This is a genomic window from Hyphomicrobium sp., from assembly GCF_036262015.1.
Classification (GTDB): domain Bacteria; phylum Pseudomonadota; class Alphaproteobacteria; order Rhizobiales; family Hyphomicrobiaceae; genus Hyphomicrobium_C.
On the sequence record NZ_DATAJR010000007.1, the window covers coordinates 151,335 to 164,938 of the forward strand.

Consider the following 13,604-nt stretch of genomic DNA (forward strand, 5'->3'; position numbering starts at 1 on the left):
AATGGGCAGCCGTCCCCGCAGTCTCGAACTATGCGGAGCTAGCGCAGGAAGCGGCCAAAGGCTCGGGGGCCGTCACCGACGGTGATCTTCTGGGTCACTGCCAAAGTTGCCGTATCAATTCGCTCGAGCGTGTTCGACTCCCAGCAGGCCACGTAAACCGCCGTCCCGCTGGGATCGGTCTCAATGCCCTCGGGGTAGTCGCCAACCTCAATGGTCTTCACAATGGACAGCGTGTCGAGGTCGAACACCGTGACCGTCGAACCGTATTGGTCCGTCACGAAAGCGTGTTTGCCCGCGAGCGCCACGGCATAGGGCCGATGGCCAACTTTGACCGTGCCAACGACCTTTCCGGCGGCGAGATCAACGATGCTTACGTCATCGCTGCCGACGTTGGCTGTGTAAGCGCGCTTGCCCGCGCGGTCGACCGTAACGCCGAACGGGCGTTCACCCACCTTGACGCTGCCGGTGCGCATGAGGGTACTCGCATCGATCACAGAGATCTCGTTGCTGTCGCGATCCGCGGTGACAATCCGGGTGCCGTCCGCGGTGACGGCAACGCCGGATGGCGACTTGCCCACCTCGACGCTCCCGCTGATCTGCCGCGTGTCGGTATCGACGGCGTAGAGTTTGTGCTCGTACCAGTCGGCGACGTAGACGCGATCCCCCTTGGGATGAACCGCGATGCCAAGCGGACCCTTCCCAATGGTGAGACGGGACGCGATCTTGCGCTCGTTGGCATCGACGATCACCAACTCCTTGCTCTCGGGAGAGGTGACGTAAGCAAAGCGCCCATCCGGCGCCATGGAGATGCCCGCCGGTTTTCCGCCGATCTTGATTTCCGTCGCCTGAGCACCGGACGCCAGATCCACGATCGAAAGGGAATCGCCGGTCTGGTTTGTGACAAATGCCTCGCGGGCCGGGCCGGCGTCTTCCGTGGCGAGACCCAGCGCCGCAAAGCAACCCAGAGCGGTCACCCCCACAATGGCAAAAGCCAGATGCTGCGCTCTCGTTCGCAGCACCCGGCTTCGCTTTTTCAATGCGCGCCGCAGCGCCAGCATCAGCCGCCTTCCAGCTTCTTCTTGAGAGCAGCAAGGCCCGACTGATAAACGCCCGTGATGGCCTTCACGGCAGCCTCGTCGCTGAGCTCCGGCGGCGGGTCGTTGTTGACATATCCGCGGTAGAACGCGCCCTTCCATTCAACCTTCGATTTGTCGCCGTCCGGGGTGACGGTGAACGTGGCTGAATAGTTGGTGACAGGGACGACCTTCACGTCGACCTCAGTGATCTCATAGCCGAGCATCTTGCCCTCGGCATTGTACTTGGTCAGCTTCTCATGAATCTGGCCACCGCCCTCGACAGTCAGCGTCCTGGTCGCGCCGACGTCATTGCCGCCGGTTCCTTCGGTCTTCTTGAACGCGGGATGCCAGCCCATGTCCTGAAAGTTGCCGACGACGGCCCAGACCTTGTCGGCCGGCGCGTTGATCTCGACCGTCTCGACGACCTTCTGGCGCGAGGGGCCGTGCGCCGAAGCAGTGAGCGGCATCAGGCACACAAGTGCCAGCAATGAACCAAACAATCTAACCATTCGTAGTCCTCCGGGAATTCCGTCGTTGGCAAGCCTATCTCAAGCCGGCGCCGGACAATAAGTAAGAGACGGGACCTGCGCAATCGGTGTGCGCATTCCCAACCCTGCGATGCAACATTTTCGGATGTTGTTTTAAGGGCCGGTCCATGCTTTTGTTCCGCGCCAATATCAAATCACGAGTCCCATGACATGACGAATTGGACCCAAAACTCGGGTTCGGGCGACGCGCCCAAGTCCAACGCGATCACCGATGTCGCCTGCCCATTCTGCGGTCTCGTGTGTGACGATCTCGAACTGGCCCGAGACGAGAACGGCCTTCGAGTCACCAAGAACGGCTGCGAAAAGGCCATTGCCGGCTTCGAGCGGAAGGTGGATGGCGCCAAGCCGCAAGTCGACGGCCGCGATGTCGATCTCGAGACGGCCATCCGGGCCGCTACCGAGCTCATCCGCAAGTCGGCCCTGCCGCTCTATGGCGGTCTCGGCACGGACGTGAACGGCATCCGCTCCGTCATGGCGCTGGCCGACAAGTCAGGCGGCGTGGTGGATCACGCGCTCTCCGAGGGCCAGTACCGGAACTTCCGCGTGCTCCAGACCCGCGGCTGGATCATGACTACTCTGACGGAAGCGCGGAACAGGGCCGACGTCTTCGTCGTGGTCGGCAGCGATCTTCATAAGCTGCACCCCCGCTTCTTCGAGCGGATCGTCAATGTCGAGCAGTCTCTCGTCTTCGAGCAACCACCCAAGCGCACGGTCGTCTTCATCGGCAAGGGGCTGGACCAATCGGCGGTGAAGGGCCCGCGCATCGGGGAAATCATCACGCTCGGATGCGATCTCGATCGCGTCGGCGAAGTGGTCGCCGCGCTGGCAGCGGAAGCCCGGGGGACACCGGTTACAGTCGACAACGTCGCCGGTGTGCCGATCGCGCAGATCCGTGACCTGCTCGAGCGCTGCCAGAAGGCGCACTACCCCGTGTTCGCCTGGGCGCCGCCGAGCCTCAACTTCCCGAATGCGGATCTCGTCGTGAGCACCGTCTCCGACCTCGTCAAGGAATTGAACGTGAAGGGTCGCGCCGCCGGCCTCGCGCTTGGAGGCAACGAGGGCGCCATCTCGGCCGGCGCCGTTGCCTCTTGGCAGAGTGGCTACCCGCTTCGGGTCTCATTCGCGAGCGGCAAGCCGGACTACGATTTCACGCGCTACGCCATTCCGAAGATGCTCGCCAACGGCGAAGGCGATCTTCTCGTCTGGCTCGCCTCGTTTACTCCCGATCTTGGGCCGCCGGCGACGAAGATCCCGACCATCGTGCTCGGCACCCCGGGCATCAAGCTCGCAACGCCACCCGCCGTGTTCATTCCTGTGGGCACACCCGGCGTGGACCATGGCGGGCGCATCATCCGCGTCGACAACGTCGTGAGCCTGCCGCTCCGCAACCTCGGCCGCTCCAACTTGCCGAAGGCCGCGGACATCTTCGCGGCTATCGAACTCGCTCTTTAATCCCGCCCCGAGGACCTAGGAAATGCTCATCAAGTTCACCGGCGGAACCGTTTACGACCCTATGAACGGGGTCAACGGCGAGGTCCGGGACATCTACGCACGCGACGGCCGTATTGTCGCTGCTCCGCCTCCCGGAACGAAGGTCGACGCGGAATACGCGCTCAACGGCCGGATCGTGATGGCGGGCGCCATCGACCCGCACAGCCACATCGGCGGCGGAAAGGTCACCATCGGCCGCATGATGCTACCCGAGGACCACCAGGGTCACGAGGTGGCACGGACCGATCTCTTGCGCTCGGGCTGCGGACACGCTGTTCCGTCCACGATGACGACCGGCTACCGTTACGCGGAGATGGGTTACACGGCGGCCTTCGAGCCGGCGATGCTGCCCGCCAACGCACGCCAGGCTCACCTCGAGATGGGCGACACGCCCATGATCGACAAGGGCGCGTTCGTGATGCTTGGCAACGATGACTTCTTCCTGCGCTCCATGGCGCAGAAGAAGGACTTCTCGTTCATCAAGGACTACATCGCCTACACGATGCACGCAGCGCAGGCGCTGGCCGTCAAGATCGTGAACCCGGGCGGCATCAACGCCTTCAAGTTCAATCAGCGCCAGCTCGATCTCGACGAGAAGAACGAGCACTACGGGCTTACACCGCGCGACATCATCCTCTCGCTCGCACGCGGCATGAAGGAGCTCGGCGTTCCGCACCCGATTCACATTCACGGTTGCAACCTTGGCGTCCCGGGCAGCCTGCATTCGACGCTGGCCACGATCCGTGGCGCCGAAGGGCTGCCGATGCATCTGACGCACATCCAGTTCCACAGCTACGGCACGGAAGGGGACATGAAGTTCTCGTCCGGCGCGCCGCAGATCGCCGAGTTGCTGAACCAGCATTCGAACGTCTCGATCGACATCGGCCAGATCATGTTCGGCCAGACGTGCACGGCGTCGGGCGACAGCATGCGCCAGTACGGCAACACGAAGTCCGCCAACCCCAAGAAGTGGGTGGTGATGGACATCGAATGCGACAACGGCTGCGGCGTGGTGCCGATGAAGTACCGCGACAAGAGCTACGTCAACGCGCTGCAGTGGGCGATCGGCCTCGAGCTGTTCCTGCTCGTCAACGATCCTTGGCGGATCTTCATGACGACGGACCATCCGAACGGCGCGCCGTTCTACTTCTATCCGCACCTGATCCGTCTCTTGATGGACCGCACGTTCCGCAACGAGATGCTCGAGAAGCTGCATCCGGGGGCGCAGGCCGCGACCATTCTGAAATCGCTCGACCGCGAATACTCGCTCTACGAGATCGCGATCATGACGCGTGCGGGTCCCGCGAAGAGCCTTGGCCTGCGCGACCGCGGCCATGTGGGCCCGGGCGCCTCGGCCGACATCGTCGTGTACGAGGACCTCGCCGACCGCGAGGCCATGTTCAAGACGCCGCTGTTCGTGTTCAAGAACGGCGAGCTGATCGTTCGCAACGGCAAGGTCGTCAAAGTCGTCGCGGGTGCAACGCACGTCGCGCGGCCCGAATACGACCGCGCGATCGAAAAGCCGCTGCGCGAGTATTTCGACCGCTACCATACGGTCAAACTCGACAACTTCCGTCTTTCCGATGACGAGATCGTCGACAGCAACTGCGGCCATACCGGCGGCGAATGCGGCTGCGTCATCGTTCAGCCGTGCGGACCAAGGACCTCCTGACAATGAGCGCCCAGACAAGAAACGGCGTCGTAATCGACGACACTTTTGCCGAGGCGTTCGGCATGAGCGCACTCGGTCTCGTCATCACAGCCGACACGCTGAAGTGGGCCAACATCTGCGCCACCGTCATGACGGGTTTCGGCACATCCGTCATCGGCGCGGGAGCTGAGTGCGGCATCGACCGCGAGCTTTCGCCTGACGAAACGCCGGACGGACGGCCGGGCGTGCGCGTACTGATGTTCGGCTTTTCGCCGGACGCGCTCGTTCCACAGCTCCGCAACCGAGTCGGCCAGTGCGTGCTGACCAGCCCGGGTTCGGCCTGCTACAACGGACTTAATAGCCCGACCACCATGGGCCTCGCAGCTGGTCCCCGCTTCTTTGGCGACGGCTGGCAGACGGCTAAAAAGCTCGGCAACCGCCGCTTCTGGCGCGTGCCCGTCATGGACGGCGAGTTCGTGATCGAGGACGTGTGCGGCGTGACGACTGACGCCGTCGGTGGCGGCAACCTGCTGATGCTGGGACGGGATCGTGCGGGCCTGCTCGAAGCGGCTGAAGCCGCAGTTGCAGCGATCGCCAAGGTTGACGATGTCATCACGCCGTTCCCCGGCGGCATCGTGCGCTCGGGTTCGAAAGTCGGATCGAAGTACAAGGGCGCCGTTGCTTCGACAAACGACGCCTTCTGCCCGACGCTCAAGGGCGCGGTCAAAACCGAATGCAGCCCCGACACCATCTCGGTGCTGGAGATCGTCATCGACGGTCTGACGTCGAAAGCTGTCGCCGAGTCGATGCGAGTGGGTCTGAAGACCCTCATCGAGGTTGGTCCCAGCAAAGGGCTCACGCGGGTCTCTGCCGGCAACTACGGCGGCAAGCTCGGTCAGCATCACTATCACCTGAAGGATCTGCTGCCATGAGCACGCTGAGCTTCACTTTGCGGCAGGCTCCGACGCAGGCGCTGGATCTCTCCGCGCTCATTCCGAGCCGGCTTGCCGGACTGTCGACAAGCGATATCGAGAACCTCACTCTCGGCGACGATCCGCACATGCCTCGCGTCGGTGACATCTTCGCAGTCAGCGGCTCGCTGACCGACGCCGTTGCGATTTCCGGCAACTCTTCTTTTCTGGATTACGTGGGCGCCGGGCTCGACGGTGGGTCGATCACTGTCGAAGGACGTGTCGGCAACTACGCGGGCCGTGGCATCAAGAGTGGCAAGCTGACGGTCTCCGGCGATGCCGGAGCCTTTCTCGCTTCCGGAGCCAAGGGCGGCCTAATCCATGTTAAAGGGTCGGCTGGCGATTTCCTCGGCGGTGCCCGGCCTGGCGACAAATTCGGCATGCTCGGCGGCACGGTGCTCGTCGACGGCAGCGTCGGCGAACGCGCTGGTGAGCGGATGCGGCGCGGCGTCGTTGTCGCGAAGGGCAAGTTCGGCGCGGCTGCTGGTTCGCGCATGGTGGGCGGCACGCTTTGGACCGAAGCGGGCTTCGGCGCACATCCGGGCCCCCTTCTCCGCCGCGGCACCCTGATCGGCCCCTCGGTCGAAGTGCTGTTGCCGACGTTTGCGGATTGTGGACACATCGATCCCGTCATCCTGCGCATCCTCTCGCGGTACATCGCCGATACGCTCGGCCCGCTTGCTCCCAAGCCCCTTCCAGCTCAGGTGCGCAAGCTCGCAGGCGATCGCGCGACCATCGGCAAGGGCGAAATTCTCCTGACGGCTTAACCGCGTTGGCCTTTTTTGGGGGCCGGGTCTAAATCTGGACGGGTACCCGGTGCGTATCTCACGCGACCGGGTATTTTCAGATGCCGGTACCAGGAGGCACCTAGATGCTCAGTATTATCCTTTCCGCCTGCCTCGTCGCCGACCCGAAACAGTGTCGGGACTTCAAGATCCCACTCGACGTGAACATGGACGCGATGCATTGCGCCATGGCGGCGCCGCCCTATTTCGCGCAGTGGGCGGAAGAACATCCGCTGTGGCAGATCCGTCGATGGAAATGCCAACCGAACACGCTCAACGATACCTGAAGGCCGCGAGCAACTGCGGCTGCAGACTTAATCTGATGCGCGCGCTTCCTTGATGGGAAGCGGATTGCCGCTGATCTCGATCATGAATTTCTGGCGAATAGCGCGGCCGAAGTCGCCGAAGCCGTTTGCCGGGAGGATGAATGATCCCGGACCGCCCATCACGTTCTCGCGGTACCACTGTTCGAGCGTGGCGCCTTCGTCTCCTTCGAGAATGGGCAGGCCGTTCACAGTGACGCCGGACGCGTTGAGCTCGTCGCGCACGCTAGCCGGCGGCTCATCCGGATTGCAGTTTTCGCGGCCATCACCCGACACGTCGACGATGACCCTCATGGCTTTCGCGGGAATCTGCGGCACGACCTTGTCGGAGATCGAGCGCAGCATTCCGGAAACGCACGTGAACTCGCCCGTCTGGCGCGGCAGGGCGCGGACTTTCGCGGCGACAGCCGCCGCATCAGCGGCGCTGGCGATGCGCTGCCACGGCAGTGCGAGCCGAGGCTTGTCGGCCCACGTCACCATTGAGACGAGAATGCCGCCTTGGGGACCGTTCAAAATCGCCTTCAGGACCTCCGGATCTTCGAGCGCCTTGGCGATGCCCTCCATCTGAAGCTTGTAGCGGTTCTCGTCGACGGAGTTCGAGACATCCACAGAGACGATCAGAGCGGTATCCACCTCGGGCTGCTGCTCCACCACTTGGGCCGTGGAGACCGAAATGGCAGCCAGCGTCGCCGCCGCGAGCCCCACGAAAAGGCCGCCGAGTGCTTTTGAGATCATGTTTCTTGCTCTTTTGCTCGGATCATCCCGCGTTCATCATAGCCTTGCCGCCCGCATCGCGACCAGTGGCTCAAAAGGCCAAGGCAGGGCTGCAATGACCCGCTGGCCCCAAAACTGTGGCATCGATAACACGGCGCGACCAAACGGCCGCCTCAACGTGCTTGCCAAGCTTCGTGTACGCCCTTAGCGTTCGCATCGCCCTCTCATCAAGGGGCCGAGGATTTTCCGTGCCCATACGCACTGCCGTAAACATCATTGTGCTGTTGGTGCTGGCGCTCCGTAGCCTGCTGCCGGCCGGCTATATGGTGCAGGCTTCCGATGCTACGGCAGGATCGTTCGAGATCGTCATTTGTACGGGGTCGGGAACCCATTTGATGACCGTCGGCGAAGACGGCACGCCGCTTCCCGCGTCGAAATCCCAGCACCTCGAAAAGGGGCTTTGCGCATTCGCTGCGGCCGGTGCTGTTGCCTTGAACTCCGAGGCACCGCACAGCCTCGCCAGCGAGGTTGAATTCGCGGCCGTTACCTACACGCTCGCTGCGGCTCTCTTTGCCGAGACACCGAAACCAGGGTCCACCTCCGCCCGCGGTCCGCCTTCCGAGTTGATCTGATCTCACTTTCGTCAGTGGCCGTGCGTCTTTTCCGTTGAAGGAAGTGCGCGCCGCTCGCTTCAGATTCAATTCGGAACTTCCGTCATGTCATCGATCATCCGGTTCAGGGCTGCGGCCCGACCCATCGCGGCCATTGTGCGCGCCAGTGGTGTGCTTTCCATCGCCGCGCTTTCTGCCACCCTGTCTTCGCCCTCCTTCGCCCAAAACGCCGTCACGGAGCTGCCCGAGGTCAAAGTCACTACGACTGCGCCAGCCGCACCGAAGAAGGCTACAAAAAGTGCCAGCGCGGCCCCCGTGACTGCTGTGGAGCCGGCGACGGATGACAGCGAAGTCCTGCCGAACGAGGACAGCCTCCCCTCTCCCGGCACGCGCTCAGGTAGCCTTTCCGTTCCCTCGACAGCCGAAGCTACGGCGGACATTCAGCTAACGCCGGGTGGCGTCGAGGTGGTTCCGGACAAGGCCTACAAGACGTCTACGCCTTCGGTCACCATCAAGGACGCGCTCGACTATGTGCCGGGCGTGTGGGTGCAGCCGAAGTGGGGCGAGGATGCCCGCATCTCCATTCGCGGCTCGAGCCTGTCGCGCAATTTCCATCTGCGCGGCATTCAGCTCTACATGGACGGTATTCCGATCAACACCGCCGACGGTTACGGCGATTTCCAAGAAATCGATCCGACGGCCTATCGCTACATCGAGGTCTTCAAGGGCGCGAACGCGCTGCGCTTCGGAGCCAACTCACTGGGCGGCGCGATCAACTTCGTCATGCCAACGGGCTATGATTCCGATCTCTTCGGCGCGCGCGTCGACGTCGGCAGCTTCGGCTTCCACAAGCTGTCCGCCAGTTCTGGCGGCGTCTATGGCGCGGCCGATTACTTCATCACGGGCACTTGGCAGGAGGCCGATGGGTTCCGCGATCATAGCGACGGCGAGAGCGTGCGCGGGTCCATGAACGTCGGCTACCGGCTGACGGAGAATGTCGAGACGCGTTTCTACCTCAACGCCAACCACGTGGAGCAGCGCATTCCGGGCAGCGTGACGCGCGAGGCAGCCCTCACAGATCCGAAAGCTGCAGCTTCGAACAACGTTAAAGATGACTGGCAGCGCAACATCGACACTGTGCGCATTGCCAACAAAACGGCGATCCGTCTAGCTCCCGGGACGCTGCTCGAGCTTGGCGCGTTCAACGTCGATCGTCACTTGATGCATCCGATCTTCCAGTGGCTCGACTATCGCTATGACGACTACGGTGGGTTCGCACGTCTCATGGACGAGAGCCGCATCGGCGGCTTTGCAAACCGCCTCATTGCGGGCGTCAACCTGCACAATGGCACGGTCGACGTTAGGCAGTACAAAAACACTGGCGGCGAGAAGGATGGCAAACCTTTGGTCGATGCCGACGACACCGCCAAAAACTTCAGCGCCTATTTCGAGAACCACTTCTACGTGTTGCCGAATGTTGCCCTGGTTGGAGGCACGCAGTTCCTGCACGCAACGCGGGATCGCGATGCAAAGGTTGGTGCAACGAGCGGCTCCACGGAATTCAACATCTGGAGTCCGAAAGGCGGCATCGTTTGGGACGTAACACGTGAGTGGCAGGTGTTCGGAAACATCTCGCGGAGCGCAGAAGTGCCGAGCTTTGGCGAGAGCGTTTCGGGACCGCCGTTCCTGAATCTCCCAACCATCCCCTTCTACGACATCAAGGCCCAGCGTGCGACGACCTATGAGATCGGCACACGCGGCGGCACAGAGGACTATCGCTGGGACGTCTCGCTCTATCGCGCCAACATCGATAACGAGCTGCTTTGCTTCTATAGCGCATTCGGCAACTGCAACGTCAGCAACGCAGACAAGACCGTGCACCAGGGCGTCGAGCTTGGGCTCGGCCTCGCGGTGATGAAGTCGATGCTAGCGGGGGGCAGCAACCCCGACAAACTGTGGCTCAACACGGCTTACACGTTTAGCGACTTCTTCTTCGATAACGACGCTACGTTCGGCGACAACGAGCTGCCCGGTGCCCCCCGACACTATCTGCGGGCCGAACTGCTCTACAAGCATCCGAACGGCATCTACTTTGGCCCGAACGTTGAATGGGTGCCCGAGGCCTACTACGTGGATAGCGCCAATACGCTCGAGACGGAGGCTTACGCCATCTGGGGCGCGAAGATCGGCTTCGACAATGGCGGTCCGATCACGGCTTATCTCGAAGGTCGCAATCTGGCGGACGAAGCCTACATCGCCAGCGCAAGCATCATCAATCAAGCGAACGCGAATTCGACGCTGTTCGAGCCGGGCACGGGCCGCGCCATCTACGGCGGCGTTCAGGTGAAATGGTGAGAAACATGCGCCGTCTGCGTCACGCTCCCGTCTCCCGAACGCTCGTGGCGCTAGTTGCGCATGCGTGGATGGCGCTCACGTGCGCCATCCACTTTTCCGGCTCGGCACACGCGCAAGATCACGAGACGCACGCCATTACATCCTTAATCGGCGCGACTTGGGACAAACCCGATAGCAAGGTTGAAACAGACCCAGTGGTGATCTCGGGTCAATTCGCTGTCGCCAGCTGGACACAAGGCGACCGGGGCGGGCGAGCGCTCTTGCGCAAGGAGGACGAGCGTTGGAAGGTCGTCCTCTGCAGCGGAGACCCGCTCAAGAGCGCTTCGGGGCTTGTAGAGGCTGGCGTCCCAGCACCGGATGCCAACAAGATTGCGGAGGATCTATCCGCCGCTGAAGCGCGCGCGCCGGCCGAACGGCGCGCGAAGTTCTCACTCTTCGAGGGCACAGTTTTTGGTGACGCGGACACGCATCACCCGGATGCCCATCATCAACACAATCATTAAACAAAGGTGTCGTCATGACTTTTCGGCTGCCCCGCCCCTTACAATCGCTCGCGCTATTTTTGCTGGCGCCATTCGTCTCTCAGGCGCAAGCGCACGTGGGCCTCGAACGCGGTGAAGCGCCGCGCGGCGCCTCGTACAAGGCGGTGCTCAAGATTCCGCATGGTTGCGACGGATCGCCGACGCACACGGTGCGCGTCGAGATCCCCGAAGGCTTCATCGGCGTGAAACCGATGCCGAAGCCGGGTTGGACGCTCAAGACTGTGCGCGGCCCCTATGCGCAGAGCTATGGGTTCTATCACGGGCCGATCAGCGAGGGGGTCAAGGAGATCGAATGGTCTGGCGGGGAGCTGCCGGACGACTACTACGACGAGTTCGTCGCTTCGGGCTTCCTGGCGAAAGAGCTCGACCCCGGTGTGAACCTCTACTTCAAGGTGGTACAGGTGTGCCCGAAGGGCGAGCTCAAGTGGGTCGAGATACCTGCCGCCGGTGTCGATGCGCATTCCCTCAAGGCTCCGGCAGCGGTGCTGAAAATCGCCGCCGAAACGGGCGGCGTCAGCGCGAAAGCAGCCGATGCCGGTTCGGCCTCGATCGGCTCGCTCGCGATCGAGGGTGCTTGGACGCGTGCCACCGCGGAGGGCGCAAAGGTGGGCGCCGGGTATCTCACCATCCGCAACACCGGCACGACCGCTGATACGCTCGTCTCTGTGACGACGCCCGCTGCGGGTAGCGGCGAAATTCACGACATGACGATGACCGACGGCGTTATGCGGATGCGCCGCATGGCCGACGGCATCGAGATCCCGGCAGGCGGAATCATCGAGTTCAAGCCCGGCGGAATGCACCTCATGTTCATGGATCTGAAGCAGCCACTCGCCGAGGGAAGCCGAATCCCCGTCACGCTCATGTTCAAGAGTGGCGCGACCGGGACCGTGGAGCTTCCCGTTCGCGGACTCGGTGCAAACGATGCGAAAAAGGGCGGTGATGAGCATAGCGGCCACAGCCACCATTGAGTGGCTGCGGCAGTTCGCGATCTGGCTTTTCAGCTTTCAAATTCGAGGTCGCAAAGTGCTGACCTCAATGTCGATACTTCATCGACCTCATGACGCGCGCTAGTCGCGCGTCATCGTCTCTTTGAGACCTGTGTCGTCGCCTCTCCAGCGGGCAACGGCTCTGCGGCGGCGTTCCAATTCCTCGGTCCAGGGAAAGCGAATTGGCTCGTAGTTGACCGTCGTGAATTTGCGATCCTTCAGGGGGAGATAGGTGACAGTCGCGGCTGTCTTCGTATGAGCGGCTGAGTTTTTCATGCAGCGGATTACTCCGTTTCGATTGATCTGCTCAGTTGCCCGGCGAAAACTCATTGGTTCGTAGCCGGTTCCCTCGTCTCTGTCTGGCGTTGTTGGCTCCTTTCTTCTCTTTCCCCCGAGCTTCGAGTACATACCCAAGCGAACGTGCGGCAAAAGTGAAAATATCTTCTGACTATTTCACAACCGTGTCATGACGCGCTGCGCAATGGCACGGGTCCTACGTCCGTCACGTCAGACCATCGAAAGCGGGAAAAAGTTCCATGTCAGGATTTGTGCGCCTCTCTGCCGATGGTGACGGGCAGCTCGAGGACTGGGGGCGGATGCCCAGCGACGAACTGATCGCGGGAACCGGGCAACAATACGGCCACCTGTGGCTCGACGATGCGTACACCGGACTCCTGGTCGGCGTGTGGGCGTGCTCACCGATGACGGGCCGCATGGGACCGTGGTCGACGAATGAAGTTATGCTCCTGCTTGAAGGTTCTGTGACAATCGACCACGCCGATGGAAGCAGCCTCGATGTGAAAGCAGGCGAAGCGTTCTTCATCCCGAAGGGCACGGTGTGCTCCTGGCGGCAGGAGGGCGACCTTAAGAAATTCTTTGTCATACACAGCGACAGCTCCGGGCTCGCGTCGGAGAATCCCGCGGCTCTTCGCGCGCAGAAAATCGACGGAGCCCTGCCTTTCGCACCTGCACAAGGGCCTGATGCCGCGCTTCTCGAGGGCCCCGCTCCCGTGTGCCGCGAGGCCACCGCCTTCACCGACCTCACCGGACGACTGACGACGGGGCTGTGGTCGGCGTCTCCTTACCGAAGACAAGCGATCGCGTTTCCGCATCACGAGCTGATGCATATCATCGAAGGCGCCGTGACGCTCTCCGACGACAAGGGGCGCGAGGAAACATTCGTTGCGGGCGATACGTGCTTCGTGCCCAAGGGCGCGACTGTGGGCTGGGCCAGCACCGCGCCGGTTCTCAAGCTCTTCGCGAGCTTCACGCCCAGCGTGTAGACGACAAACAAAAACGGCGGCTGCTTTCGCAACCGCCGCTCGAATTCGACTGAAAGCCGATCGACTTAGACGAGATCGATCTCAGCCGGCATGTACGAGGTCACCTCGAGGCCGACTTCCTGCTCGCGAACCGAGGGCTTCATCCAGGTCTTCATGGGGCGTCTCCTTGGGTTAAACGCGGACTTTCTTCATCCGCCGGTCTTATAGCTTCAACATACGCGAGCGGCGGCGCGCCCAGCCAATCGTATTTTCCATGACGCCTCAT

15 protein-coding genes are annotated in these 13,604 nt (G+C 62.2%); 10 read left to right on the top strand and 5 right to left on the bottom strand.

Annotated features, from left to right (window positions below; all coding sequences use genetic code 11):
* Positions 1–38: 38 nt before the first annotated feature.
* On the bottom strand, positions 39–1,016 hold the full coding sequence (locus VHO05_RS07640; RefSeq protein WP_414653727.1) for a glutaminyl-peptide cyclotransferase: 978 nt from the start codon (positions 1,014–1,016) through the stop codon (positions 39–41).
* Between the two features lie 41 nt (positions 1,017–1,057).
* Positions 1,058–1,585 carry an SRPBCC family protein gene (locus VHO05_RS07645; protein ID WP_329646007.1) on the bottom strand — a complete coding sequence of 176 codons (528 nt, stop codon included), beginning with the start codon at positions 1,583–1,585 and terminating at the stop codon, positions 1,058–1,060.
* A gap of 189 nt (positions 1,586–1,774) precedes the next feature.
* On the opposite strand from VHO05_RS07645, the gene VHO05_RS07650 reads away from it, so the two are divergent.
* The 5 genes from VHO05_RS07650 (at position 1,775) to VHO05_RS07670 (ending at position 6,809) form a co-directional block, all read left to right on the top strand.
* Positions 1,775–3,076, top strand: a complete 1,302-nt coding sequence (locus tag VHO05_RS07650; protein ID WP_329646008.1) for a formylmethanofuran dehydrogenase — start codon at positions 1,775–1,777, stop codon at positions 3,074–3,076.
* A 22-nt stretch (positions 3,077–3,098) separates the two neighbouring features.
* A complete protein-coding gene (locus VHO05_RS07655; RefSeq protein ID WP_329646009.1) occupies positions 3,099–4,787 on the top strand; it encodes a formylmethanofuran dehydrogenase subunit A in 1,689 nt (562 codons plus the stop codon).
* A 2-nt stretch (positions 4,788–4,789) separates the two neighbouring features.
* The gene (fhcD, locus tag VHO05_RS07660; RefSeq protein WP_329646010.1) at positions 4,790–5,698 is read left to right on the top strand and encodes a formylmethanofuran--tetrahydromethanopterin N-formyltransferase; all 909 of its coding nucleotides are present in this window, start codon (positions 4,790–4,792) and stop codon (positions 5,696–5,698) included.
* On the top strand, positions 5,695–6,504 hold the full coding sequence (locus VHO05_RS07665) for a formylmethanofuran dehydrogenase subunit C (RefSeq protein ID WP_329646011.1): 810 nt from the start codon (positions 5,695–5,697) through the stop codon (positions 6,502–6,504). Before fhcD ends, VHO05_RS07665 begins: the two co-directional genes overlap by 4 nt.
* A 104-nt stretch (positions 6,505–6,608) precedes the next feature.
* Complete coding sequence (locus VHO05_RS07670) at positions 6,609–6,809, top strand: hypothetical protein (RefSeq protein WP_329646012.1); 201 nt, start codon at positions 6,609–6,611, stop codon at positions 6,807–6,809.
* 27 nt (positions 6,810–6,836) lie between these two features.
* Here the strand turns inward: VHO05_RS07670 and VHO05_RS07675 are convergent, their stop codons facing one another.
* Positions 6,837–7,580 (bottom strand): DUF1194 domain-containing protein, encoded by a 744-nt coding sequence (locus VHO05_RS07675; protein ID WP_329646013.1) that lies wholly within the window; start codon positions 7,578–7,580, stop codon positions 6,837–6,839.
* Positions 7,581–7,807: 227 nt separating this feature from the next.
* Between VHO05_RS07675 and VHO05_RS07680 the strand changes: the two genes are divergently transcribed.
* From VHO05_RS07680 to VHO05_RS07695, 4 genes are all read left to right on the top strand, one after another.
* Positions 7,808–8,191, top strand: coding sequence for a DUF2946 family protein (locus VHO05_RS07680; protein ID WP_329646014.1), 384 nt, complete (start codon positions 7,808–7,810; stop codon positions 8,189–8,191).
* Between the two features lie 84 nt (positions 8,192–8,275).
* The gene (locus VHO05_RS07685; protein ID WP_329646015.1) at positions 8,276–10,525 is read left to right on the top strand and encodes a TonB-dependent receptor family protein; all 2,250 of its coding nucleotides are present in this window, start codon (positions 8,276–8,278) and stop codon (positions 10,523–10,525) included.
* A gap of 5 nt (positions 10,526–10,530) precedes the next feature.
* Complete coding sequence (locus tag VHO05_RS07690; protein WP_329646016.1) at positions 10,531–11,028, top strand: copper uptake system-associated protein; 498 nt, start codon at positions 10,531–10,533, stop codon at positions 11,026–11,028.
* Between the two features lie 14 nt (positions 11,029–11,042).
* On the top strand, positions 11,043–12,038 hold the full coding sequence (locus VHO05_RS07695; RefSeq protein ID WP_329646017.1) for a DUF1775 domain-containing protein: 996 nt from the start codon (positions 11,043–11,045) through the stop codon (positions 12,036–12,038).
* A gap of 99 nt (positions 12,039–12,137) precedes the next feature.
* Here VHO05_RS07695 and VHO05_RS07700 read toward each other — a convergent pair whose 3' ends face one another.
* A complete protein-coding gene (locus VHO05_RS07700) occupies positions 12,138–12,332 on the bottom strand; it encodes a hypothetical protein (RefSeq protein WP_329646018.1) in 195 nt (64 codons plus the stop codon).
* A gap of 260 nt (positions 12,333–12,592) precedes the next feature.
* Here VHO05_RS07700 and VHO05_RS07705 point away from each other — a divergent pair, with 260 nt between their 5' ends.
* Positions 12,593–13,339 carry a cupin domain-containing protein gene (locus tag VHO05_RS07705; protein ID WP_329646019.1) on the top strand — a complete coding sequence of 249 codons (747 nt, stop codon included), beginning with the start codon at positions 12,593–12,595 and terminating at the stop codon, positions 13,337–13,339.
* Between the two features lie 65 nt (positions 13,340–13,404).
* Here the strand turns inward: VHO05_RS07705 and pqqA are convergent, their stop codons facing one another.
* Complete coding sequence (gene pqqA / locus VHO05_RS07710; protein ID WP_329646020.1) at positions 13,405–13,494, bottom strand: pyrroloquinoline quinone precursor peptide PqqA; 90 nt, start codon at positions 13,492–13,494, stop codon at positions 13,405–13,407.
* Positions 13,495–13,604: the final 110 nt, after the last annotated feature.

Coding starts and splice junctions, on each gene's coding strand:
- VHO05_RS07670 (WP_329646012.1), top strand. CDS start 6,609: ATGCTCAGTATTATCCTTTCCGCCTGCCTCGTCGCCGACCCGAAACAG.
- fhcD (WP_329646010.1), top strand. CDS start 4,790: ATGAGCGCCCAGACAAGAAACGGCGTCGTAATCGACGACACTTTTGCC.
- VHO05_RS07695 (WP_329646017.1), top strand. CDS start 11,043: ATGACTTTTCGGCTGCCCCGCCCCTTACAATCGCTCGCGCTATTTTTG.
- VHO05_RS07665 (WP_329646011.1), top strand. CDS start 5,695: ATGAGCACGCTGAGCTTCACTTTGCGGCAGGCTCCGACGCAGGCGCTG.
- VHO05_RS07655 (WP_329646009.1), top strand. CDS start 3,099: ATGCTCATCAAGTTCACCGGCGGAACCGTTTACGACCCTATGAACGGG.
- VHO05_RS07645 (WP_329646007.1), bottom strand. CDS start 1,585: ATGGTTAGATTGTTTGGTTCATTGCTGGCACTTGTGTGCCTGATGCCG.
- pqqA (WP_329646020.1), bottom strand. CDS start 13,494: ATGAAGACCTGGATGAAGCCCTCGGTTCGCGAGCAGGAAGTCGGCCTC.
- VHO05_RS07700 (WP_329646018.1), bottom strand. CDS start 12,332: ATGAAAAACTCAGCCGCTCATACGAAGACAGCCGCGACTGTCACCTAT.
- VHO05_RS07650 (WP_329646008.1), top strand. CDS start 1,775: ATGACGAATTGGACCCAAAACTCGGGTTCGGGCGACGCGCCCAAGTCC.
- VHO05_RS07705 (WP_329646019.1), top strand. CDS start 12,593: ATGTCAGGATTTGTGCGCCTCTCTGCCGATGGTGACGGGCAGCTCGAG.
- VHO05_RS07690 (WP_329646016.1), top strand. CDS start 10,531: ATGCGCCGTCTGCGTCACGCTCCCGTCTCCCGAACGCTCGTGGCGCTA.
- VHO05_RS07685 (WP_329646015.1), top strand. CDS start 8,276: ATGTCATCGATCATCCGGTTCAGGGCTGCGGCCCGACCCATCGCGGCC.
- VHO05_RS07675 (WP_329646013.1), bottom strand. CDS start 7,580: ATGATCTCAAAAGCACTCGGCGGCCTTTTCGTGGGGCTCGCGGCGGCG.